This window comes from Citrobacter sp. RHBSTW-00524 (genome assembly GCF_013747755.1).
GTDB lineage: Bacteria > Pseudomonadota > Gammaproteobacteria > Enterobacterales > Enterobacteriaceae > Citrobacter > Citrobacter braakii.
The window spans coordinates 2664252-2688256 of the sequence record NZ_CP056421.1 but is presented as its reverse complement, the minus strand read 5'-3'; the positions used below and the strand labels follow the sequence as shown (position 1 = coordinate 2688256).

Annotated in this window: 23 protein-coding genes; 11 read left to right on the top strand and 12 right to left on the bottom strand. The window is 52.5% G+C overall.

Translation table 11 applies throughout. The features are described from left to right. Positions 1-70: 70 nt before the first annotated feature. On the bottom strand, positions 71-1015 hold the full coding sequence (gene ydgH / locus HV229_RS12915) for a DUF1471 family protein YdgH (protein WP_016156455.1): 945 nt from the start codon (positions 1013-1015) through the stop codon (positions 71-73). Positions 1016-1540: 525 nt separating this feature from the next. Here ydgH and pntA point away from each other — a divergent pair. From pntA to HV229_RS12900, 3 genes are all read left to right on the top strand, one after another. Then, entirely contained in the window at positions 1541-3070 is a 1530-nt protein-coding gene (gene pntA / locus HV229_RS12910; protein ID WP_029139532.1) for a Re/Si-specific NAD(P)(+) transhydrogenase subunit alpha, read from the top strand. A gap of 10 nt (positions 3071-3080) precedes the next feature. Continuing rightward, positions 3081-4469 (top strand): Re/Si-specific NAD(P)(+) transhydrogenase subunit beta, encoded by a 1389-nt coding sequence (pntB, locus tag HV229_RS12905; RefSeq protein WP_016153031.1) that lies wholly within the window; start codon positions 3081-3083, stop codon positions 4467-4469. Between the two features lie 159 nt (positions 4470-4628). Then, a complete protein-coding gene (locus HV229_RS12900) occupies positions 4629-5825 on the top strand; it encodes a multidrug effflux MFS transporter (RefSeq protein WP_080858762.1) in 1197 nt (398 codons plus the stop codon). Between the two features lie 25 nt (positions 5826-5850). Here HV229_RS12900 and HV229_RS12895 read toward each other — a convergent pair whose 3' ends face one another. After that, positions 5851-6885, bottom strand: a complete 1035-nt coding sequence (locus tag HV229_RS12895) for an AI-2E family transporter (protein ID WP_019076755.1) — start codon at positions 6883-6885, stop codon at positions 5851-5853. A gap of 416 nt (positions 6886-7301) precedes the next feature. Here HV229_RS12895 and mdtJ point away from each other — a divergent pair, with 416 nt between their 5' ends. Both mdtJ and mdtI read left to right on the top strand, forming a co-directional pair. Then, complete coding sequence (gene mdtJ / locus HV229_RS12890; protein WP_161623250.1) at positions 7302-7667, top strand: multidrug/spermidine efflux SMR transporter subunit MdtJ; 366 nt, start codon at positions 7302-7304, stop codon at positions 7665-7667. Then, on the top strand, positions 7654-7983 hold the full coding sequence (gene mdtI / locus HV229_RS12885; RefSeq protein WP_016153035.1) for a multidrug/spermidine efflux SMR transporter subunit MdtI: 330 nt from the start codon (positions 7654-7656) through the stop codon (positions 7981-7983). The genes mdtJ and mdtI overlap by 14 nt, the downstream gene beginning before the upstream one ends. Before the next feature lie 34 nt (positions 7984-8017). Here the strand turns inward: mdtI and HV229_RS12880 are convergent, their stop codons facing one another. From HV229_RS12880 to msrP, 5 genes are all read right to left on the bottom strand, one after another. Continuing rightward, positions 8018-8839: a serine protease gene (locus tag HV229_RS12880; protein WP_016156459.1), complete on the bottom strand. Its 822-nt coding sequence runs from the start codon at positions 8837-8839 to the stop codon at positions 8018-8020. Positions 8840-9109: 270 nt separating this feature from the next. After that, positions 9110-9505, bottom strand: coding sequence for an acid resistance repetitive basic protein Asr (gene asr, locus HV229_RS12875; protein WP_003028934.1), 396 nt, complete (start codon positions 9503-9505; stop codon positions 9110-9112). A gap of 137 nt (positions 9506-9642) precedes the next feature. Next, positions 9643-11130, bottom strand: coding sequence for a carboxypeptidase M32 (locus HV229_RS12870; RefSeq protein ID WP_016153037.1), 1488 nt, complete (start codon positions 11128-11130; stop codon positions 9643-9645). Positions 11131-11176: 46 nt separating this feature from the next. Next, positions 11177-11803 carry a protein-methionine-sulfoxide reductase heme-binding subunit MsrQ gene (msrQ, locus tag HV229_RS12865; protein WP_181545619.1) on the bottom strand — a complete coding sequence of 209 codons (627 nt, stop codon included), beginning with the start codon at positions 11801-11803 and terminating at the stop codon, positions 11177-11179. Next, positions 11804-12808 (bottom strand): protein-methionine-sulfoxide reductase catalytic subunit MsrP, encoded by a 1005-nt coding sequence (gene msrP, locus HV229_RS12860; RefSeq protein WP_181545618.1) that lies wholly within the window; start codon positions 12806-12808, stop codon positions 11804-11806. Positions 12809-12997: 189 nt separating this feature from the next. Here msrP and HV229_RS12855 point away from each other — a divergent pair, with 189 nt between their 5' ends. The 3 genes from HV229_RS12855 (at position 12998) to HV229_RS12845 (ending at position 16046) form a co-directional block, all read left to right on the top strand. Next, on the top strand, positions 12998-13720 hold the full coding sequence (locus HV229_RS12855; protein ID WP_016153040.1) for a response regulator transcription factor: 723 nt from the start codon (positions 12998-13000) through the stop codon (positions 13718-13720). Then, positions 13717-15207: an ATP-binding protein gene (locus HV229_RS12850; RefSeq protein WP_181545617.1), complete on the top strand. Its 1491-nt coding sequence runs from the start codon at positions 13717-13719 to the stop codon at positions 15205-15207. Before HV229_RS12855 ends, HV229_RS12850 begins: the two co-directional genes overlap by 4 nt. Before the next feature lie 152 nt (positions 15208-15359). Next, the gene (locus HV229_RS12845; RefSeq protein WP_181545616.1) at positions 15360-16046 is read left to right on the top strand and encodes a CPBP family intramembrane glutamic endopeptidase; all 687 of its coding nucleotides are present in this window, start codon (positions 15360-15362) and stop codon (positions 16044-16046) included. A 33-nt stretch (positions 16047-16079) separates the two neighbouring features. Here HV229_RS12845 and HV229_RS12840 read toward each other — a convergent pair whose 3' ends face one another. Beyond that, positions 16080-17333: an MFS transporter gene (locus tag HV229_RS12840; protein WP_047500485.1), complete on the bottom strand. Its 1254-nt coding sequence runs from the start codon at positions 17331-17333 to the stop codon at positions 16080-16082. Positions 17334-17440: 107 nt separating this feature from the next. Between HV229_RS12840 and HV229_RS12835 the strand changes: the two genes are divergently transcribed. The 3 genes from HV229_RS12835 (at position 17441) to bioD (ending at position 20509) form a co-directional block, all read left to right on the top strand. Further along, positions 17441-18349, top strand: coding sequence for a LysR family transcriptional regulator (locus HV229_RS12835; protein WP_181545615.1), 909 nt, complete (start codon positions 17441-17443; stop codon positions 18347-18349). Positions 18350-18467: 118 nt separating this feature from the next. After that, on the top strand, positions 18468-19688 hold the full coding sequence (gene mlc, locus HV229_RS12830) for a sugar metabolism global transcriptional regulator Mlc (protein WP_016153045.1): 1221 nt from the start codon (positions 18468-18470) through the stop codon (positions 19686-19688). A 125-nt stretch (positions 19689-19813) separates the two neighbouring features. Further along, positions 19814-20509 carry a dethiobiotin synthase gene (bioD, locus tag HV229_RS12825; RefSeq protein ID WP_016153046.1) on the top strand — a complete coding sequence of 232 codons (696 nt, stop codon included), beginning with the start codon at positions 19814-19816 and terminating at the stop codon, positions 20507-20509. Here bioD and clcB read toward each other — a convergent pair. The 4 genes from clcB to HV229_RS12805 all read right to left on the bottom strand — a co-directional run bounded on the left by clcB (position 20465) and on the right by HV229_RS12805 (position 24004). Next, positions 20465-21754, bottom strand: a complete 1290-nt coding sequence (clcB, locus tag HV229_RS12820; RefSeq protein ID WP_047358409.1) for a voltage-gated ClC-type chloride channel ClcB — start codon at positions 21752-21754, stop codon at positions 20465-20467. The genes bioD and clcB overlap by 45 nt on opposite strands. Before the next feature lie 119 nt (positions 21755-21873). Next, positions 21874-22488 (bottom strand): Tat proofreading chaperone DmsD, encoded by a 615-nt coding sequence (dmsD, locus tag HV229_RS12815; protein WP_181545614.1) that lies wholly within the window; start codon positions 22486-22488, stop codon positions 21874-21876. 42 nt (positions 22489-22530) lie between these two features. Next, positions 22531-23385, bottom strand: coding sequence for a DmsC/YnfH family molybdoenzyme membrane anchor subunit (locus HV229_RS12810; RefSeq protein ID WP_181545613.1), 855 nt, complete (start codon positions 23383-23385; stop codon positions 22531-22533). Between the two features lies 1 nt (position 23386). Next, complete coding sequence (locus tag HV229_RS12805) at positions 23387-24004, bottom strand: DMSO/selenate family reductase complex B subunit (RefSeq protein WP_047417533.1); 618 nt, start codon at positions 24002-24004, stop codon at positions 23387-23389. Between the last annotated feature and the right edge of the window lies 1 nt (position 24005).

The window sequence follows — 24005 nt, the reverse complement described above, 5'->3', positions numbered from 1 at the left end:
TTCGCCCGAGGGGAGGATGGCGGGAAATTATCAGGTCTACAAGGCTGTAGACCTGATAAGGTACTGAGTATTACTTATACAGGTCAGCGCTGATGGTCATGTTATTACCACGTTCAGACCACTGGCGGGTGATGTGATAATACTTAGCGCCTTTCTTCGCTGCGCGTTTGGCAACCTGGTAAGAGATTTCAGTCATGTTGCCATAGTTACCGGTGAACTTGATGCTGTCGAACGGCACCATCATAGCGGCGGTTGCTTTGTTCAGTTCTTCAACTTTGGTTCCATCCGGTAGCGTGACAGTGTAACGCCCACCTTTGGTGGATTGCGTTTCGAAGAAACGACCGACTTCAGCGCTCGGAGACGCGGTAGTCGCAACGCCTGGGATCTCAACTTTCTTCGCGGCTTCGCCACCGGCGGCTAATGCGGCACGTCCGGCATCTGAATCTGCTGGGATCGCATCAGGGCTTTGTACTACGCGTTTTTTCGCATCAGCTTTATAGATGAATGCGGTAATACGCTGGTTGCCGCCCTGGTTGGCATCGACCTGGCGCACGATGTAGAAGGAGTAAGCGCCTTTCTCTTTCGCTGCTTTGGTGATGGCATCGTTCACTTCAGGCTGGCTGCGGTAGAAGCCCTGCACCGTAACGGTATCGAATGGTTCTATCAGAACGGCCTGATCTTTCGGTAATTCCATCACGCCGTTAATGACACGGTTTTTGGACGCTTCCGCTTTTTCAGCATCGGCTTTATAGATGTCGGCTACAACGCGCCAGTTACCGCCGCTGCCAAAATCTGAGGTATCAACAACATAAAAGGAGGCTGCACCGTCTTTATCTGCACGGCGTGATACGGCGGTCACCGCGTCACCGATAGCATTAAAACGACCGGTAACCACAATGCGGTCATAGGGTTTCAGGGCAGCCGCTTGCTCCGGCGTCAATTCTGTCGCTGCATTTACAGAAAAAGCAGTCGCAGAAATAAGTGCGGACGCCAGGAGAGTGTTCTTAAGCTTCATAAAAATAATCCTTCGCCTTGCGCAAACCAGGTACTGGTATTGTTATTGACTAGAAACGTCGCTGATTATTGCATTTAAATTGTGTCAGTGTCTGCGTCAATTTTCACTCATCGTGCCATGTGACGTAACAACACAGATAACATTTTGTGATATGTCGAAAATTTCGGCGTTTGGCGACCAAAACTGATAAAGCAGTTGAATTTCATAAGTTAATTTAATGTTAATCAATTGTTTTTTGCAGGCACGTAATCATGTTTTGCCGCTTCGCTTGAGCGAATTATCGGCCTTTGTGGGCTATTTTTAGGGTATTTTATCTGCCAGCGATTCGATTCATCTCTATTTCGCGAATTTCATAATAAATACTGTTTTTTGGCGCTAGATCACAGGCGTCATTTTCAGTAGGTTATACAGAGTTTGTTACTGTTTTATTTTATTGGGGTAACACTGACCTCTTTCGAGAGTGCGCGCATGCCTCGTGCGAACATTGATAAACCATCATCACAAATACAGATGGAAGGGAACATTATGCGAATTGGCATACCAAGAGAACGGTTAACCAATGAAACCCGCGTCGCAGCTACGCCGAAGACGGTTGAGCAGCTGCTTAAGTTGGGTTTCAGCGTCGCGGTTGAAAGCGGTGCAGGTCAACTGGCAAGTTTTGACGATAAGGCGTTTGTACAAGCAGGCGCAGAAATTGTTGACGGAAATGCCGTCTGGCAGTCAGAGATCATCCTGAAGGTCAACGCGCCGGAAGAGGCGGAAATCCCGTTGCTCAACCCGGGCACGACGCTGGTGAGTTTTCTTTGGCCCGCGCAAAACCCTGAGTTATTGCAAAAGCTGGCAGAGCGCAACGTGACGGTTATGGCGATGGACTCCGTGCCGCGTATTTCGCGCGCGCAGTCGCTTGATGCCTTAAGCTCGATGGCGAATATCGCCGGGTATCGGGCCATTGTTGAAGCCGCTCATGAATTTGGCCGCTTCTTCACCGGCCAGATCACCGCCGCGGGCAAGGTTCCACCTGCCAAGGTCATGGTGATTGGTGCGGGTGTGGCAGGTCTGGCTGCTATCGGTGCGGCAAACAGCCTGGGCGCTATCGTTCGTGCTTTTGACACCCGTCCGGAAGTGAAAGAGCAAGTTCAGAGTATGGGCGCTGAGTTCCTCGAACTGGACTTTAAAGAAGAGGCCGGCAGCGGCGACGGTTACGCCAAGGTGATGTCCGAAGCGTTCATCAAAGCCGAAATGGCGCTCTTCGCCGCACAGGCGAAAGACGTTGATATTATCGTTACCACCGCGTTGATTCCGGGCAAACCGGCACCGAAACTGATCACCCGCGAAATGGTCGATTCGATGAAGGCGGGCAGCGTGATTGTCGATCTCGCCGCGCAAAACGGCGGTAACTGCGAATATACCGTGCCCAACCAGGTGACCACCACCGAGAACGGGGTGAAGGTTATCGGTTATACCGATCTGCCAGGTCGACTGCCGACGCAGTCTTCCCAGCTTTATGGCACGAACCTCGTTAACCTGCTCAAGCTGTTGTGCAAAGAGAAAGACGGCAATATCACCGTCGATTTTGACGACGTAGTCGTACGTGGCGTTACGGTAGTTCGCGAGGGTGAAATCACCTGGCCTGCGCCGCCTATCCAGGTTTCTGCTCAGCCGCAGGCTGCGCCAAAAGCCGCGCCCGCGCCGAAAGAAGAGAAAAAACCGGCCTCACCGTGGCGCAAATATGCGTTGATGGCACTGGTCGTCATACTGTTTGGCTGGCTTGCTGATGTCGCGCCGAAAGAGTTCCTGGGTCACTTTACGGTGTTCGCGCTTTCCTGTGTAGTGGGTTACTACGTGGTCTGGAATGTGTCGCACGCGCTACACACTCCACTGATGTCCGTGACGAACGCTATCTCCGGGATCATCGTTGTCGGGGCGTTATTGCAAATTGGCCAGGGTGGCTGGGTGAGTTTCCTGAGCTTTATCGCGGTGCTTATTGCCAGCATTAATATTTTCGGTGGCTTCACCGTGACTCAGCGCATGCTGAAAATGTTCCGGAAAAACTAAGGGGTAACATATGTCTGGAGGATTAGTTACAGCTGCATACATTGTTGCCGCGATCCTGTTTATTTTCAGCCTGGCGGGGCTTTCGAAACACGAAACCTCTCAACAGGGTAACAACTACGGTATCGCCGGGATGGCGATTGCGCTGATTGCCACGATTTTTGGCCCTGAGACCGGCAACGTTGCGTGGATCCTGGTGGCGATGATCATCGGCGGCGCGATTGGTATTCGTCTGGCGAAGAAAGTCGAGATGACCGAGATGCCGGAGCTGGTGGCGATTCTGCACAGCTTCGTCGGTCTGGCGGCGGTACTGGTGGGTTTCAACAGCTACCTGTATCACGACACGGGCCTGGAACCGATTCTGGTGAACATTCACCTGACGGAAGTGTTCCTTGGTATCTTCATCGGTGCGGTGACCTTTACCGGTTCCGTGGTGGCGTTTGGCAAACTGCGCGGTAAGATCTCCTCTAAACCGCTGATGCTGCCGAATCGTCACAAAATGAACCTGGCGGCGCTGGTTGTTTCTTTCCTGCTGCTGGTGGTGTTTGTTCGTACCGAAAGCGTGGGTCTGCAGGTTCTGGCGCTGCTGGTGATGACCATTATTGCGTTAGCCTTTGGCTGGCATCTGGTGGCGTCCATCGGCGGTGCGGATATGCCGGTCGTCGTTTCAATGCTTAACTCCTATTCAGGATGGGCGGCGGCGGCGGCGGGCTTTATGCTCAGCAACGATCTGCTGATCGTCACCGGTGCGCTGGTCGGTTCTTCCGGTGCGATCCTGTCTTACATCATGTGTAAGGCGATGAACCGTTCGTTTATCAGCGTGATTGCCGGTGGCTTTGGTTCTGACGGTTCTTCTACGGGGTCTGATGAAGAAGTCGGTGAGCATCGTGAGATTAATGCGGAAGACACGGCAGAAATGCTGAAGAATTCGCACTCCGTGATAATCACCCCGGGCTATGGCATGGCCGTGGCACAGGCGCAATATCCGGTTGCTGAAATCACCGAGAAACTGCGCGCGCGCGGCATCAAGGTACGTTTCGGTATTCACCCGGTAGCAGGGCGCTTACCAGGTCATATGAACGTACTGCTGGCGGAAGCCAAAGTACCCTATGACATCGTGCTGGAAATGGATGAAATCAATGATGATTTCGCCGATACCGATACCGTGCTGGTGATTGGCGCCAACGATACGGTAAACCCGGCGGCGCAGGACGATCCGCGTAGCCCAATCGCCGGTATGCCGGTGCTGGAAGTATGGAAAGCGCAGAACGTTATCGTGTTCAAACGCTCTATGAACACCGGCTATGCTGGCGTGCAGAACCCGCTGTTCTTTAAAGAAAACACCCATATGCTGTTTGGCGATGCCAAAGCCAGCGTGGATGCGATCCTGAAAGCGCTGTAATCGTCAGCGCAAACCAAGACGGCCTCTGCGGAGGCCGTCTTTTTAATACTCCGCTATTCATGATTACCGCTCATAAACCCATACGGTTTTAACCGTCTAATCACCGTAAAACGCCGTGTATATACTGCTTCCTGACTTTTTAGAACATAACAGGGCGCTATGAGTACACGTAAACATGCCTCGTCGGCGGCTATAGCAAGCCAGACTGGTCTTACTTTTATTCTGATCCTCAGTGGCCTGATGGCCTTTGCCTCGCTTTCCACCGACATTTATCTTCCGGCAATGCCGACAATGGCAGAGGATTTGCATGGCAATGTAGAACTGACGATCACCGGTTTTTTGGTAGGTTTCGCCATTGCGCAATTGATTTGGGGGCCGATAAGCGATCATCTGGGACGGCGTAAACCGCTGTTTATTGGCATGGTGCTTTTTATCATCGGCTCCGCAGGATGTGCGATGTCCACGAGTATTACGCAAATTGTTTTCTGGCGAGTTTTTCAGGCGCTTGGAGCCTGTACCGGACCTATGCTGGCGCGGGCGATGATCCGCGATCTCTTTGCACGTACTCGCGCGGCGCACATGCTTTCAACTCTGGTGCTGGTCATGGCGATTGCGCCAATAGCAGGACCGTTGATTGGCGGACAAATTATTCGCCTGAGCACCTGGCACTCTGTTTTTTGGCTGCTGGCGGTGATAGGGGCGCTGATGTTTATCTCCTTAAACTGGCTGCCGGAAACATTGCCGGAAGAGAAACGGGTGAAAGCTTCTTTAGCTGGCGCATTTCGTAATTATCGTTCGTTATTCGCCAATGGACGTTTTATGCGCTACACCCTGAGCCTGACGTGTTATTACGTTGCCGCGTATGCGTTTATTACCGGTTCGCCGTTTGTTTATATTAGCTATTACCATGTTGAACCACAGCAATACGGCTGGCTGTTTGCGCTCAATATTGTCGGAGTCATGGTCATGAGCGTAGTAAACCGTCGTCTGGTGCAACGGCATTCTCTGGAGCAACTGCTAAAGTATGCGACGATGCTGGCGGCGCTGGCTGCAGTGGCGCTTGCGGTGCTGGTTAAGCTGGAGTCAGGTGGCGTTGAAGCCATTATCATCACCGTTTTTCTGTTTTTCTCAATGAATGGCATTATTGCTGCTACTTCAACCGCTGCTGCGCTGGACGCAGTACCGAGCATCGCCGGTTCAGCCTCCGCGCTGATTGGCGCGTTACAATACGGTAGCGGCATTATCTCGTCATTGCTGCTGGCCGCCTTCAGCGACGGAACGCCATGGACTATGGCCTGGATAATTGCGTTATTTACGTTGTGTAGCGCCGTTCTGGCGCTACGGGCTAAACGATAAAAATGCCCGCAATGGCGGGGCGAATTCACTCTTTATTGAGATCGCTCAGCAACACGGCAATGCTTTGACCGCCGTTGGTTTGCTCAAGCGCGATTTTCACGATGATGGTCAGCGGTACAGAAAGCAGCATCCCGACAGGCCCCAGTAACCAGCCCCAGAAGATTAACGACAGAAACACCACCAGCGTAGACAACCCAAGTCCACGTCCCATAATCCGCGGTTCGAGGATATTCCCGAACACCAGGTTAATGACCAGATAACCTGCGAAAACCACCAGGGCGTCATAAAGGCCGCTAAATACCAGCACCTGAGCAATAGGGGGAATGGCGGCCAGCACCGAACCGATATTAGGAATATAGTTGAGCGCAAAGGCCAGCAGTCCCCAGACAAAAGCGAAACGCACGTCGAGTGCGGCGAGCATGCCCCAGGCCACCAACCCGGTCACAATGCTGATCGCCGTTTTGAGCACCAGATAGTGGGAAACGCTGTCTATGGCGCGTTGAATCGCCGCCATTCCCTCAATGGGACGACTCATCATTTGTTTGAGTTTGTTGGGTAACTGCGGTACTTCCAGCAGCATAAAAACCACCGTCAACAGCAGTAAAAATATCGATGACATGGCATTAGACAACTGCGCCAGTAAATTGGTCACCAGCGTCATTGCTGCGTTCGGGTCGATATATTTGACGAGTTCATCCACGGAAACGCCGATCCCTGCGCGCTGTAACCACGGCTCAAGGTTTTTGAGTGGGATAACCAGTGAAGAGCGATACTGCGGCAGCGTTCGCGCAAGCTCGTTTAAGGATGTACCTAAATACGCTAATAGCAACACCATTAGCATCACAATAATAACAATGAGCAATGATACCGCTATTACGCGCGGTATACGAAGTTTGACCATCCGCTGCACCACGGGGTTAAGCACGACGGCAATAAATAACGCCAGAATAAATGGGACGATGATATCTGCGGCAACGCGGATGCCGCTCAGGATGATAACCAGCATGCCCAGCATAATGACTATTTTTAGGCCGTTAAGCGTGATGATCGGTTTCGCCATGTGTATTCCTGCATTTTTCATTTTTGAATCTGAATAATAATGTGATTTGCGTCGAGCCGTTATAACAAAAATCAAATGGGGCAGGTAAAGAAGTGAAAAGACTTTGAGTTCGCATTGAAGCTATGGTACAAATCATCTGTGTTTAACTACCGAGGACAATTATCATCCGCGATGATGAGAAGCAACACTGCGGATAATTGTAATATTATGGACAATATGTTCAGGATGTTTTTGCGTTTACCTTCACTTCTTCGTACCTCCTCCACTTTCTTGCTTGCGGGTGAGCAACACTGGCGCAACGCGCTTTAGTCCCTTCTTCTGCCTGAGCTGGCGCTGTGCGCTGAGCTAACTAATTTTATTTTTTGGTTTACTGCATGCAGTAGGCCCAAAGGACTATATTCTCAAGCAGGAGAAGCATTATGTTTTACTGGATATTATTAGGTCTGGCCATCGCGGCTGAAATTACTGGTACGCTGTCAATGAAATGGGCAAGCGTCGGCCATGGTAATTCGGGCTTTATTTTAATGCTGGTAATGATTGCCTTATCGTATATTTTTCTCAGTTTTGCCGTTAAAAAAATTGCCCTTGGTGTGGCCTATGCCTTATGGGAAGGTATCGGTATTTTATTTATTACGCTGTTCAGCGTGCTGTTATTTGACGAAACCTTGTCCACGATGAAGGTGGCTGGACTGGTCTCGCTGGTGTTAGGTATTGTGCTGATTAAATCCGGTACACGAAAACCGACAAAGGCGGGCAGAGAGGTGAGCCATGCAGCAGTTTGAGTGGGTTCATGGCGCATGGCTTGGCATAGCCATTGTGCTCGAAATCGTCGCTAACGTCTTTTTGAAATTTTCAGATGGGTTTCGCCGCAAGACTTATGGCGTGCTGTCGCTGGCAGCGGTGTTAGCGGCCTTTAGCGCGCTGTCCCAGGCGGTAAAAGGTATCGACCTTTCTGTTGCCTACGCCTTGTGGGGCGGCTTTGGGATTGCTGCGACGTTAGCGGCAGGTTGGGTATTGTTTGGTCAGCGCCTGAATCATAAAGGCTGGATCGGTTTGGCGCTGCTGCTTGCCGGAATGGTGATGATTAAACTTGCCTGATCTCAGTGCTGCCCGTTACTACGGGCAGCATAGGTTATTCGTTCGCCAACTCATCCAGCTTATCGCGAAAACCGGTCACGGATATGGCGCGATTATCGGCCCGCCAGCGATCTTTCGCCGCCGGAGCGGAGCTTTGTACGCCAATCAACTGCCAGCCAGTATCTGTCTTCAACATCAATGGCGAACCGCTGTCGCCCGGGAGTGTGTCGCACTGGTGCGACAAAACGGTATTCTGTGCCCAACCGGTCACCACGCAATCCTGATGCGTGTACAAGTCATCGAGATGATCTTCCGGGTAACCCGACTGCGTAACTTTACGATCTGCGGTTTTCAGCGCCGCGGTTAATGCCGCTTTATCACCTTCAAATAATGGCAGCGGTGTGATGCCAGAAGGTGGGTAACGCAGCACCACCAGACCAAAATCCCACGGGGCCGCGGAAGGCGGCACAATCCAGCCATCGCCATCGGCTTTTAAACGTTTTCCGAGTGAGGGATCAACCCGTCCTTCAATGCCGTGGATCTCGTAGCGCCAGACACCCTTTTTCGACACGAAGCGTAATGCCACGGCTTTATCCGGCTTGCCTTTCGGGGGGGTGAGTAAGCAGTGTCCGGCAGTCAGTGCCAGTCGTGGTGAAATGAGCGTGGCAGTACACAGGTTACCGCTGGCGGTTTCCAGTTGCCCGATAGCGTCCCAAGGAGATTGCGTTGGGTCAGTCACTTTTATGCGATCGTCATGACCAAAAAACAGCGTTTTTACGTTTTCTGCTTCAGCGCTGGCCGTTGCAGGCTGGTCCGCATGCGCAACGACAGGAAGTAAACAAATTGAACCCAGTAACACAGCAATGGTTTTATGCATATCACACTCTGGTGGGGAATTATGATTTTTAACAGCAAACCCTCAGTTAATACTATAGACGGGACGGCGGGAAAGTGGGAGTAAAATCAGATAACTACACTCAGGAAAGATAAAAATGCATGGCAATGAGGGCGCAAATTATCAGGGTAATAAGAATGAACTCAAAGCGGTAATGTGACACCATTTTACCCTCCAAAAGGCGGCGCTAAATCAACCTGATTTAGCGCCGTATGCTATGGCGTGGGGGACGCCATAGTAACTACAAATGTGTTATGCAGCTGGTTGAGCAGCGGGTTTAGCGGTGTCGTGTTTTACGGCTTTTTTGGTGTGTTTTTTTGCTGCCTGAGCTTTCTGCTCTGGTGCTTTTTGTTCTGCAGCGGGTTTGGTCGCTGCTTTTTTGGTGTGTTTCTTAGCTGCTTGCGCTTTCTGCTCTGGCGCTTTCTGTTCTACAGCCGGTTTTGTGGTGGATTTTTTAGCGTGTTTCTTGGCAGCCTGCGCTTTCTGCGGCGCTGCTTTGTGCTGTTTTTTATGATGAGTGGTTTTTGCCGGAGCTGCTTTGGTGGTTGCAGCAGCAGCCGGAGCGGTGGTAGCAGTTGTTTCAGCAGCAAATGCAGCAGAAGACAGACCCATAGCAGCGGCAACAACCAGAGCTAATACTTTTTTCATTCTCATACCCTCGATTTGGTTTTTCATTCAACCCCACTGCGGGGCCGTTGAAATAACTATATCGCTGTAATCACAGGGCTTCCGTGAGTCATTGGTTTCGGCTTGTAACGATATGTACAATGACTCACGGTATGAGATTACAAATAGCGGGCTTCCAGATGAGCGCGGAAATAACGACTGCTGAGCGGCTCTCCGGTGGCCTGGGTAATAAGTTGTTCAGTGGTGAAACGGCTGCCATGCTGCCAAATATTCTGACGTAACCAGTCAAACAGGGCACCAAACTCACCTTGCGCAATAGACTGCTCTAAATCAGGCAATGCGCGCTTAGCGGCACTGAATAACTGCGCCGCATACATGGCGCCTAAAGTATAGGAAGGGAAGTAGCCAAAGCCGCCATCGGTCCAGTGAATATCCTGCATACAACCATTACGATAGTTGCCGATGGTTGACAGCCCCAGCCAGGACTGCATTTTCTCATTCCACAATGCCGGGATATCATCCACTTCAATATCGCCATTAATGAGCGCGCGTTCGATTTCATAACGCAGGATAACGTGAGCAGGATAGCTCACCTCGTCGGCATCAACACGGATAAAACCGGGTTTAACCTGCTGGTTCCAGGCGATGAAATTGCTTTCTTCAAACGCAGCCTGATCGCCAAAGTGGCGCGTCACAGCAGGAATTAACCGCGTCAGAAATGCTTTACTGCGCCCCAGTTGCATCTCAAAGAACAGACTCTGGGACTCATGAATAGCGGTTGAGCGTGCCAGTGCGATAGGTTGCCCTGACCAACTGTGCGGCAGATTTTGCTCATAGCGGGCGTGACCGGTTTCATGGATCACGCCAAACAGCGCGCTAAGTAATTCGTTTTCATCATAGCGGGTGGTGATACGCACATCTTCAGGTACGCCACCACAGAAGGGGTGCGCACTGATATCCAGTCGACCAGCCGTAAAATCGAATCCCAACTGCGCCATCGTTTCAAGACCCAACTCTCGCTGGATTGCGGTTGGGAAAGGACCAACCGGGGCGATGAGCGACTGCTGAGACTGCTTTACCACCACCTTGTTGAGCAGATCCGGTAACCAGCTTTTAACGTCTGCAAACAGGACATCCAATTGGGCACTGGTCATCCCTGGTTCGAATATGTCCAGTAGCGCGTCATAAGGCGAACAGCCTGTGGCTTCCGCACGCAGCCGGGCTTCTTCACGACTGTGCTTCACGACCTCTTTCAGGTTTTCGGAAAATCCCTCCCAGTCATTGGCTGGTCGCTGGCTGCGCCAGGCATGCTCGCAGCGGCTACCCGCGAGTGATTTCGCTTCTACCAACGATTCAGGTAGTAAGGATGCCTGATGATGCAGTCGCGACATTTCGCGCAGGTTGGCCTGCTCAACATCGTTAAGGTCCTCCTGTTGGGCTGCGGCGATCCACGTTGCCACCTTCGGGTCGGTTAACAGTTGGTGCTCAAGCACGCTCAGCTCGGCCAGTGCTTCGCCGCGAGCTTTGCTGCCGCCAGATGGCATCATGGTAAACATGTCCCAACTGGCGATTGCCGAGAGGTGGGAGAAGCGAGAGAGCCGCTGGAACGTGCGGGTGAGCTGATGGTAATTATCATTGTTACTCATTTTTTGTTCTCGTTCTGTTTAGGTGTGATGAGAAGTTTACCGTGATTCATTCACTTTTCATAAACACACCTTTGTACGCGACTTTGCGTAACAGCTTTTTATAGCGAAAAGCCAGTAGCACGATAAAACAGAGGGCATAAATAATGGGGAGCGGTGATAACACTTTTACCGACCACAGATAATGCAGCGGAAGCAAAACGGCCGCCAGGTAGACGTAGTTGTGCAACGTTTGCCAGCGTTTGCCCATTTTACGTTGCGCGGCTTGCGTGGAGGTCAGCGTCAGCAGGAATAAGATTATCCAACCAGTCATGCCCAACGTTAACCATGGGCGTGAAACCAGTTCACGTCCCAATAATCCCAGATTTTGTATACCCAACTCCAGCAGCGCATAGCTGGTCATATGCAGCGTGGCCCATGCAAAACACCATAACCCTAATAATCGACGGGTGCGATACAACAACGGCTGCTTTGCGTAGCGGGCAAGCGGTGACACCAGCAGGGTAGCAAGCAGAAACTTCAGCGCGGTGATGCCCGTAAAGTGCTGGATATCTTTACCCGGGTCGGCCCCCAACTCACCACGCTGCGCGGCCCAGAAGAGCCATAGCAGGGGTAATAAACCGGCGAGATGCAGCAGTACTTTCAGGCCGGTTATCTGTTTTGCGGTTAACCTCACTTAAAAATACTCCCGTAGATCCATGCCCTGATATAAAGAAGCCACCTCATCGGCATAACCATTAAAAGGCAACGTGGGCTGTCGCTGCACATCGAGAATGCCACCCGAACCGATAAAACGCTCTGTGGCCTGAGACCAGCGGGGGTGATCGACTTGCGGATTGACGTTGGCGTAAAAACCGTATTCGTTAGGTGCCGACATATTCCAGGTCGTCGGCGGCTGTTCACGCGTCAGCTTAATACTGACTATCGATTTAATGCCCTTGAAGCCGTACTTCCAGGGTACGGTCAGGCGTATTGGCGCTCCGTTTTGCGGCGGCAACGCTTTGCCATACACGCCCACGGTCAGAAGGGTAAGCGGGTGCATGGCCTCGTCCAGACGTAAACCTTCAACATAGGGATACTTCAACCCGCCACCAATGAAGCGATCTTTCTGGCCGGGCATTTCATCAGGCGCGTAGCGTGTTTCAAAGGCGACGTATTTGGCATGGCTGGTGGGTTCAACCAGCGCCAATAATTTATGCAAAGGAAAGCCGACCCACGGTACAACCATCGACCACGCCTCAACGCAGCGCATCCGGTAAATACGCTCTTCTAATGGAAAACGAGTCGTCAGCGCATCATGATCCAACGTTAAAGGTTTGTTCACTTCACCGCTGATGGTTAAAGTCCAGGGATCGGTTTTCAGGCTACCGGCATTCGCGGCAGGATCGGCTTTATCCAGACCAAATTCGTAGAAATTGTTGTAGCCCATTACCTTGTCTTCCGGCGTCAAGGGCAGATTGTTTTGCCAGATCTCGGGTTTTGTGAACTCGAGCGGTTTGCCCGCTGGTGCAGACGGGCGATCGTTGCCTTTAAACCAATTCAGCAGACCGGCCTGTGTCGGGGAAGAGAACGAAGCCGCCGCCGCACCTATCCCAAGAGCTTTGAGGATCTGTCGTCGTTGCATAAAAAAAACGGACTCGGCGGTAACATCAGCTTCCCGAAGTGGATGTTTTTTCTGCATAACTTTTCCTTTTTATTTTCATGTTAAGGAAAACAAATCGACGTTTCCCTGTTGATGCCTGACCTATCTATAACGACATACTGGACGCATGCGTATCCCTGATTCCTCACGAAAAGTTAAAAATTTTGTGATAACTTCCGCCCCTTGCCTGAGGTAAGCTTTCAGCATGACGAGAGGGGGATGACACTCATGGCAGGCGCAAAAAAGATATTTTTGGTGGAAGATGACAGCGATATTGCCTCACTTTTGCAACTTAGCCTGAAGGATGAGGGGTACGAAATTATTCATGAGGCTGATGGGGCACGAGCGGTCGAGCTACTGGAGAAGCACGTCTGGGATGCCGTTATCCTCGATTTAATGCTGCCGGGCGTGGACGGTCTGGAGATATGTCGTCGCATTCGACAAATGAGTTTCTATCTACCTGTCATTATTATCAGCGCTCGCACCAGTGAAACTCACCGCGTACTGGGGCTGGAAATGGGCGCCGATGATTATTTAGCCAAACCTTTCTCGGTGCTGGAATTGATGGCCCGGGTGAAGGCGTTGTTTCGCCGTCAGGAGGCGATGAGTCAGAACCTGCGTATGGAGGCGGGGATTATCACCGTCCATGGTGTGGAGATTGATCCATTAGCCCGGGAAGTCCGCCTGCAGGGTAAATCCCTCGATTTAACGCCGCGGGAATTCGATCTGCTCTATTTTTTCGCCCGCCATCCCGGGGAGGTCTTTTCGCGTCAGGCGTTGTTAGACCAGGTGTGGGGCTACCAGCACGAAGGATATGAGCATACGGTGAACAGTCATATCAATCGCCTGCGGACCAAAATTGAAAAAGATGCTGCGGAGCCGGAAATTATTCTTACCGTTTGGGGACGGGGCTATAAGCTTGCTGCGGTTAACGCGGAGCATCAACCATGATTTATCGATTGTCGCTGAGCCAGCGTCTGACCCTGGTCTTTACCGCTATTATGTTGATTTGCGCGGTTGCGGTCAGCGTTGTCCAGATCCGCAGCAGTAAACAGTATGGCGACGCCATGGTGCAAAGGCTCTCGCTGGAATTGGCGAGCAAGATTGTCAAAAGTGAGTCGCTTATTGATGCCAGCGGGCAGGTTGATCGGCAGACCTTAAAAGGACTGTTTAATCACCTGATGACGCTCAACCCTAGCGTGGAGCTGTATCTGGTTTCACCGTCAGGCGAGATACTTGCTGATGCCGCTCCGCCTGGGCATATTCAGCGCCAGAACATTAGCGTACAGCCGATCCAGGTTTTCCTTAATTCGGACGAGCTGCCCGTTTATGGCAATGATCCGCGCAGCAGCCAGCAAAAGGTATTCAGCGCCGCGCCAGTTTTATTTAATGGCAAGCTGCATGGCTATTTGTACATTATTCTCCAGGGCGAAGATCTCAATATGCTGGCGAATACCGCCTGGCAAAAAACGCTTTGGAACACCGTGACCGGGACGTTAATACTGGTTTTATTAGCCGGTGCAATCGCGGGGTACCTGGTGTGGAGATGGGTGACGAATCCGGTGAAAAGGCTGACCGGTCAGGTGGTTAATCTGGAGCAGGACAGCATTAGCGTCATCAAACAGTTGGCGCAGAAAAAGCCCGATTTAGCTCCGGCGAATGAAATTGCGTTGCTGAACAATGCATTTATTGAGTTAGCACAGAAAATTGCCCACCAATGGGATTTATTAGCTGACAGCGATCGTCAGCGCAGAGAGTTTATCGCCAATATTTCGCACGATTTACGTACGCCGCTCACTTCACTGCTGGGGTATCTGGAAATGCTGTCGCTGAAAGCCGATACGATGACGCCGGAGGAAAACCGGCATTATCTTAGCATTGCACTGCGCCAGGTGCATAAGGTTCGCCATCTGTCACAACAGCTTTTTGAGCTGGCGAGACTTGAGCATGGCGGCATAAAACCACAGCGTGAACGTTTTGTTATTGGCGAGCTGATCCAGGATGTGGCGCAGAAATTTGATCTACCCGTTGCCACGCGTCATTTGCAGTTGCACCTTGACGTAATTGGTCCATTACCGCTGGTGAATGCCGATTTATCGATGATGGAAAGAATCGTCACGAATTTGCTGGATAACGCTATCCGTCATACGCCTGACGGGGGCGAAGTGTGGTTAAAAGTCTGGCGTGAGGAAGACCGCTTGTTAGCAGAAGTGCAGGACAGCGGGCCTGGCGTCGAAGAGGCTGTTCGCGAAGTATTATTTCAGCGCCCGACGGCGTTACTACCCCGTGAACAGCGGGCTGAGCGTGGTGGTCTGGGCTTACTGATCGTGCGCAGAATGCTCGAACTGCATGGGGGAGATATCCGCCTGATTAATTCAACGGCAGGGGCCTGTTTCCGTTTTTCGTTGCCGCTGGCGGAATCCCCACTGAGTAGCTGATGAGAATGTTCCGCTGAAAAGAGTCTGTAACACTATACGCGTTGTAAACCGTGGGCATTGCGTAAAAGTTGGTAGGTTGTCAGTGATAATGAGAATTTTTATCATATATTGATAATTCATCAAGTTATCTTTGATAAGCGCAAGGAGATCGTATGTCACAGGATGCCGACAACCTGTATATCGTCAGGACCAAAGCGGTTGCTGGCTGTTTTACCATGTTTTTGCTGATGTTTGGCCTCACGTTTCTTCCGTTGTTTTTCCCCGCCAGCCAGGTTCTGCTTGCCAAAGGGCTACTTTTTCCGCTGCTGTTTACGCTGGAATTTGTTGTGCTGGTCCCGCTGTATTACTTCTTCTTCAGAAAAAGAGAGGGGCTGGGAAAGGGAATTTTCAACGCCAGGTGGTTTGCCATTTTGTTCGTGGCGCTGCTGTTTATTCAGCTTATCCTGCCATGGTTTCTGGGCCTCAGACAAACCGAAGCGTGGGTGACCAGCCAGATATCCCTAAACAGCTACGCGCTGTGGTTATCCACTCTGACCCTGATATTTATTGCGCCAGTGTATGAAGAAATTGTTTTCAGGGGCTGTTTATTCAACGCATTCCAGTATTGGTTCAATAATAAAACCTGGCTGTCGTCGGTGGTGGTATCGGTCATTTTTGCCATCATGCATACCCAGTATGTGGATCTGCGCACGTTGCTGATGCTGTTTCTTGTGTCGCAGGTTTTGATCATCGCCAGACTGAAAAGCAATGGCCTGCTGATGCCGGTTATGCTGCATATAGCGATGAACGGGACGGTTATTGCCCTGCAAATGGGTGCTCAGACGTTACAGCCTGGTTGATGAAGGCGATGCCCGGAACCCGGGCATCGTGGATTATACGTGCAGACGATGGTGCAGACGTGCACCGACCAGCAACGCCAGCACCAGCATCAGGGCGATAAATCCGCCCACGCCGTTCCAGCCGTAGCTGTGCCAGAATACGCCACCCAGCGTACCGGCAATACTGGAACCCAGATAATAGCTGAACAGATACAGGGAAGATGCCTGGCCTTTAGCGCGTTTTGCCCGTGGTCCAATCCAACTGCTTGCCACAGAGTGCGCGGCAAAGAACCCGGCTGAAAAGAGCAGCATCCCGGCGAAGATCAGCCACAGCGACGTGAACAGGGTCATCAACAGTCCAATCAGCATCACGCCGGTTGAAAAGAGCATTACCGGACCACGTCCATAGCGGGTGGTCATCGACCCCGCTTTCGGTGAGCTCCAGGTCCCGGTCAGATAGGCTACGGACAACAGACCGACAACCGCCTGGCTGAGTTCCCACGGCGAGAGCATCAGACGGTAGCCGATGTAATTAAACAGCGTGACAAACGACCCCATCAGTAAAAAACCTTCCGCAAACAGCAGCGGCAACCCTCTGTCGCGCCAGTGCAAACGAAAGTTGATAAACAGCGTTTTCGGTCGCAGCGACGTTGGTCTGAAATGACGAGATTCCGGCAAGATTTTCCAGAACATCAGCGCGGAGGCGAGGGCAAAACAACCGATCGCCGCCAGCGCGATACGCCAGTTAAAAAAGTCGGTAAACACGCCGCTTATCAAACGGCCACTCATACCACCAATCGAGTTACCGCTGATATATAAGCCCATTGAGAAGGCGACGAAGCTGGGATGTATTTCCTCGCTCAGATAGGTCATTCCCACTGCCGCCACGCCGCTGAGCGAAAGACCTATCAGCGCACGCATGATTAAAATACCGTGCCAGCTGGTCATCATCGTCGAAAGCAACGTACAGCAGGACGCGAGCAGCAGGGCGGTAACCATCACCGGCTTACGGCCTATCGCATCGGAAAGTGGACCGGTAAACAGTAAACCGATCGCGAGCATCGCCGTTGAGATGGAAAGCGAAATACTGCTGCTGGCGGGAGAGACCCCAAACTCGTGAGAGAGCACTGGCAGTATGGGTTGCACGCAATAGAGGAGAGCAAATGTCGCCAGTCCGGCAGAAAACAGCGCCAGCGTGACGCGCATAAATGGGGATGTTCCGCGTTTGATAAAACTATCCGGCGGGGTAACTCTCTGTTCATCAACATCGCTTGTCGGCGCGGTATCGACAGTGGTTGTACGGCTCACTTGAAATCCTTGCTCAATCAATTACCTCTACATGACTAGCTTTAAGAGTATGAAAATCGCATTATTCTGTCTAATATATTAATAATCTCAAATGATATCTTAAAAATATGAATATCGAGCTGCGTCATTTACGTTACTTTGTAGCGGTTGCCGAAGAATTGCATTTTGGCCGGGCGGCGGCACGGCTGAATATTTCGCAACCGCCGCTGAGCCAGCAAATCCAGATCCTCGAGCAGCAGGTCGGCGCCCGACTTCTGGCGCGCACTAACCGCAGCGTGGCGCTGACCTCTGCCGGAAAGCAGTTTCTGGCAGACAGTCGTCAGATCCTGGGGCTGGTTAATGAGGCCGCTGCCAGGGCTGAGCGTCTGCATCTGGGAGAAGCGGGGGAATTGCGTATCGGCTTTACGTCATCGGCACCGTTTATCAAAGCGGTTTCAGATACGTTATCCCTCTTTCGCCAGAGCTACCCCGCTGTACATATGCAAACCCGTGAAATGAACACGCGCGAGCAAATTGCTCCGCTCAATGAAGGAACGCTGGATTTGGGACTTCTGCGCAACACGCAGCTTCCGGAAACGCTGGAGCGTGAAATCATTCTGCATGAGCCGCTGATGGCAATGATCCCGCGCGCGCATCCGCTGGCGCAAAAGCCGGTGGTCACATTGGCGGAGTTGGCCAATGAGCCATTTGTTTTTTTTGATCCGCATGTGGGGACGGGGTTGTATGACGATATTCTTGGCCTCATGCGTCGCTATGGACTGAAGCCGACTATCACTCAGGAGGTTGGCGAGGCGATGACTATCATCGGGCTGGTGGCCGCAGGATTAGGCGTTTCCATTCTTCCCGCTTCCTTTAAACGGGTGCAATTGTATGAAATGTGTTGGATCCCGATAGCGGAAGAAGATGCCGTTTCGGAAATGTGGCTAGTGTGGTCAAAACATCATGAGCAAAGTCACGCCGCGCAACGCTTTCGCGAGCAACTGCTGGCGGCCGTTCAGGCGATTAATTTAGTTTAAAAATGGGCGAAAATGTGCAGTAAATCACAAGGCTAAGTAAAAAGTTGACGGAAGCCATTGAAGTGCTTCACCATAGCCCGCAGATTATTTCGGAGCGCGAAAATAAAGGGAGTAAGTGGTGGTTGCTGATAGTCAGCCTGGGCATATCGATCAAATTAAGCAGACCAATGCGGGCGCGGTTTATCGCCTGATTGATCAGCTGGGTCCGGTATCGCGTATTGATCTCTCTCGCCTGGCACAATTGGCGCCTGCCAGTATTACTAAAATTGTCCGCGAAATGCTCGAAGCGCACCTGGTGCAAGAGTTGGAAATCAAGGAAGCGGGCAGCCGTGGACGTCCGGCCGTTGGGCTGGTTGTGGAAACGGAAGCCTGGCACTATTTATCCATTCGTATCAGTCGCGGCGAGATCTTTCTGGCGCTGCGCGATCTGAGCAGCAAACTGGTGGTTGAAGATTGTCTTGAAATGGCGCTGGTCAGTGAAACACCATTGCTGGAACGCGTTATTACCCAGGTCGATCAGTTTTTCATCCGCCACCAGCAAAAGCTGGAGCGCTTAACCTCCATCGCCATTACCTTACCCGGCATTATTGATACTGAAAACGGTATCGTTCATCGCATGCCATTCTACGACGATGTCAAAGAGATGCCGCTGGGTGAAGCGCTTGAAAATCATACCGGCGTGCCGGTCTATATTCAGCACGATATCAGCGCCTGGACTATGGCCGAGGCGCTTTTTGGCGCATCGCGCGGCGCGCGCGACGTCATTCAGGTGGTGATCGATCATAACGTGGGGGCCGGAGTAATCACCGACGGTCATCTACTGCATGCCGGCAGCAGTAGCCTGGTGGAAATTGGTCATACCCAGGTGGACCCCTACGGCAAACGCTGCTATTGCGGCAACCATGGTTGCCTGGAAACGATCGCCAGCGTCGACAGCGTGCTCGAACTGGCACAGGTACGTTTGAAGCAATCAATGAGTTCTTCTCTACACGGGCAACCGTTAACGGTAGACGCGCTGTGTCTGGCGGCGATGCAGGGGGATTTATTGGCGAAAGATATCATTAGCGGCGTCGGGACCCATGTCGGACGGATTCTGGCCATCATGGTGAATTTGTTCAACCCGCAAAAGATATTGATTGGTTCTCCGCTCAGTAAAGCGGCGGATATTTTGTTTCCCACTATTGCTGACAGCATTCGTCAGCAAGCGCTCCCGGCCTACAGTCAGCATATTGTCGTCGAAAGTACGCAGTTCACCAATCAAGGGACGATGGCAGGGGCGGCGCTCGTGAAGGACGCGATGTATAACGGTTCTTTGTTGATTCGTCTATTACAGGGTTAACATTTTTTAACTGTTGTACGAAAAATTGCGCTATCTCAAGCCGATTCTCGTCGTCATACCTTAGACTTTCTCCACTGTATTATTTTCCTGACTTATATTTTCAAAGCATAACGGTGGAGTTAGTGATGCTGAAGCGTTTCTTTATTACAGGTACAGACACTTCTGTTGGGAAGACCGTGGTTTCCCGCGCATTACTACAAGCGTTAGCGTCAGGGGGTAAAAGCGTTGCGGGCTACAAACCCGTGGCCAAAGGAAGCAAAGAGACACCTGAAGGTCTGCGCAACAAAGATGCGCTGGTGCTGCAAAGCGTGTCCACTATCGAATTGCCCTACGAGGCGGTCAACCCGATAGCGTTGAGTGAGGATGAAAGCAGCGTAGCGCATAGTGGTCCGGTCAATTACACCCTGTTATCCAACGGCCTCGCAAGCCTCAGCGAAAAAGTGGATCACGTAGTTGTGGAAGGCACCGGAGGCTGGCGGAGCCTGATGAACGATCTGCGTCCGTTATCTGAATGGGTGGTGCAGGAACAACTGCCGGTGCTGATGGTGGTGGGTATCCAGGAAGGCTGTATTAATCATGCCATTCTCACCGCGCAGGCGATTGCCAGCGACGGACTGCCTTTGATTGGCTGGGTCGCGAACCGAATCAACCCGGGGCTAGCGCATTATGCGGAAATCATTGATGTGCTGGGCAAAAAATTACCCGCACCGCTGATCGGTGAACTGCCTTATCTGCCTCGCGCAGAGCAACGCGAGCTGTCTCAGTACATCCGTCTGTCAATGCTCGGCAGCGTGTTGTCGGTAGATAGAGTCCTGGCGTAACGTTCGCGACAGCACAGACGCCACCACACAGGCAATCAGCAATCCGGGGAGCAGACGATACTCCCCGGTCATTTCACAAACCATCAGTGTCGACATTATTGGCGCATGCGTGGTCGCTGCCAACAGCGTGGCCATCCCTGTTAATCCCAGCAGAATGGCAATCTCATCCGGACCCGGAAGCCATAATCCCCACACTCGTCCCAGCAGCATACCCACCGAAAGACCGACAAACAGCGTTGGCGTAAACACACCGCCAGGCGCACCGGAACCACTGCTGGCAAGCACCGCCAGTAATTTGCAGATGAAGATCCCGCTCACCACGGCCAGTAGCGGTGGGGAGAGCAAATATGACTGCACCACGCTGTAGCCGTTACCCCAGACCGCAGGCGTGAGCAATGACAGCAGGCCAACGATCAGCCCGCCAAGCGCCAGTTGCCACGGGGGCGAGAGTTTTAAGCGCAAAAAACCATTATGGCTGGCGGTCATCAACCACATGAATAGCGGTCCGCAAACGCCGGCAGCCAGACCGGTGCTGATGATCATGACGTATTCCAGCGCATGCAGTTCCCGTGTGAAGTGCACGGCATACAACAGCGCATTGCTGGCGCTCAGCATATTGGTGGTGAGCAAGGCGACGACGGCGGATACCACCACCGGTCCCAGTGACGCGAGGATCAGCGTGCCAAACAACACTTCAGCAATAAATAGACTGCCCGCCAGTGGGGCATGATACGCTCCGGCCATACCCGCAGCGGCTCCGCAGGCAATCCATAACTTCCATTCCGTGCGCGGGGTGAAGCGTTGAGCAAAGCAGGAGGCCGCCAGCGCTGCCAGTAAAATCATGGCACCTTCGCGCCCGATGGCACTCCCGCTGGAGACGACCAGTAACGAGGCCAGCGATTTCACCAGGCTTGCACTGACGTCAAATTGTCCGTTAGTTTGCAAGGCTTCCATGTAATCAGTGGGAGCCTGCGGGCGTAACCGGTTGAACGTTTGCCATCCCCAAAGCAGCAAACCCGCCGCCAGCCCTCCTAACGCAGGTGTCAGCATGCGTCTTACAGGGGAAAGGTTTGTTGCCGCGTTGACCAGACTCCCTGTGTCATTGCTCAGGAACAACCATTCAAGAAGGAGCATGGCGTGGCGAAATCCTGCGACAGCCAACGCAGCAAGGATACCAATCAGCGCAGCAATCAGCAGGCGGCGGAACATGGCGCGCAGGTCAGGATAAGCATGTAAATGATGCATGAGTGGCCAGACAGGAAATTTCAGACGCTTTATTTTGCGGCTATTTGGCAACAGAAGCAAAAGCTCAGCGTGCGCAACGGAATGCTACACAGGCAGGACACATCCTGCCTGTGGTGAAACTAACGAAAAAGTGGCTTATCGGCTATCGGGATCAGTAACTGCGACTGCCATTGCGCCAGCGTCATACGGGCCAGCTCCCCCAGCGCCTGGTAAAACGGGTGATCAGCTTTTTCGATAAACACATCAAGGAAGCGGGATGACCACGGGAACAGATGCCAGGCCAGCAGTTGTTCGCACTCGGTGTGGCGTTCATTTTCAGCAAGCCAGGCCGTCAGCAACAGCAGTGAACCAAAGTGATCTTCTGGCTCATTTTGCTGCATGGCAAACTGGATGCCGTTGTCCCGCATCCACTGACGAAGTGCCAGCGTAGAGTCGCCAAACAACACGTTTTCGCGATCCAGCCAGACAGATCCCCAGGGCGGAGAGGGTAGCGCATATGGACCGACAAACAGGCGTTGCCAGGCCTGCGGGAGAGGCTCATCGACCTCGGCTTGTAGCCGTGCAGCCAGCGGGAAAAGCATTGCCTGATCGAGCGGCCACTGCGCCTGCCAGCCATCGGCTCTTAACGCGCTGACTAATGCAGAGGCTTCCGCGCTATCTGGCGCATAGTAAAACAGTGCGCCGAGTACGCGCGCCGCGGTAGAAAAGTTGTCAACTTGCGAAAAATGGGTCATGCAAACAATCCTGAACAGTGCGGGTTGCCCCGCACCCGAAAGTTAACCTGCAACAGCCATTCCGACTGTCATATGTAAACCGTAAAACAATCCGCGGCCAATGATTTCACCGGCGAGGACTAACACTAAGCCCAGCGCCAGGCCGCCGACAGATGGTGCTTTACGACGGATCAGCGGGCATATCCAGCAGCACAGACCGGCGGCCAGCAGAATGATGCGCCAGACCTGCAAGCTTCCGTAGTCGGGAACCAGCGCGCTGGCGGATTGCACCGAACTGTGGATCCCGCCGAGAGACAGCCCCTGCAGAACAATAACCACCACGATCACCAGTAGGGCCAAAACGCTTACGTAGGCGAATCTGGCGGTGCCAAAGGAAACACCCGCAGCACGCAGCAGCAGGGCGGCAAACAGCGGTCCGCTCAGCAACATCGTCATAAAAAATGCCACCGTAGTGTAGCCGTTATACCAGGTCGGGACAGTGTCTATCTGGTAGACGCTGGTCATCGCCAGCATAAATACCAGACCCAGCAGCATGCCCACCAGCAGCCAGATTTTACCTAACACTGCGGGCATTTTACCGAGAAACGCCACCAGCCACCACAGGCCACCGACGGCGAAAAACAGTGAACCACTGGCGATTTCGTTACTCAGCGCAGATGCGCCAACTCTGTTCAGCGAGTTAAAGGCGCGCAGTGGCGAACCCAGGTGCATTACCGAGGCGAGAAAGGCGATGCCCATCACCAGCCACAGAAAAAACATGCTGCGCACGATACGTTGTTTTGCCACCTCGTCTTTAGCGGTCAGCCAGCCATAACCACTCACTATCAGCGCCCCGGCCACGCACTGGCCCAGCACCGTAAACAGGACCAGCGGCCATTCATGCCATCCATTGCCCATGTTACACCTCCTGCGGATTCGCCAGATAACCCGTGGTATCCCCGGTCGGGCGGCTATTGGCGTTGGGTTTGATCACAATGTTCGGTTTGGTGAAGTGCGCACCTGGCAGCGGAGCGACCGCCGCCAGTTCACCGTGCTTTTTGCGCAGCTCATCAATTGGACCAAAGTCCAGCGCGCGCAGCGGACAGGACTCGACGCAGATGGGCTTTTTGCCGTCGGCCACGCGGTCATGACAGCCATCGCACTTGGTCATATGACCTTTGGCGGCATTGTACTGCGGTGCGCCGTACGGGCAGGCCATGTGGCAGTAGCGACAGCCTATGCATACGTCTTCATCCACCACCACAAAACCATCTTCACGCTTATGCATAGCGCCGCTGGGGCAAACCTTGGTGCAGGCCGGATCTTCGCAGTGGTTACAGGCAATGGAGAGGTAATAGGCGAAGACATTCTGTTGCCAGACGCCGTTATCTTCCAGCCAGTCGCCTCCGGCGTATTCGTAAATACGCCGGAAACTGACGTCGGGAGTGAGATCCTTGTAATCTTTGCAGGCCAGCTCGCAGGTTTTACACCCCGTGCAACGGCTGGAATCAATAAAAAATCCATACTGAGTTGTCATG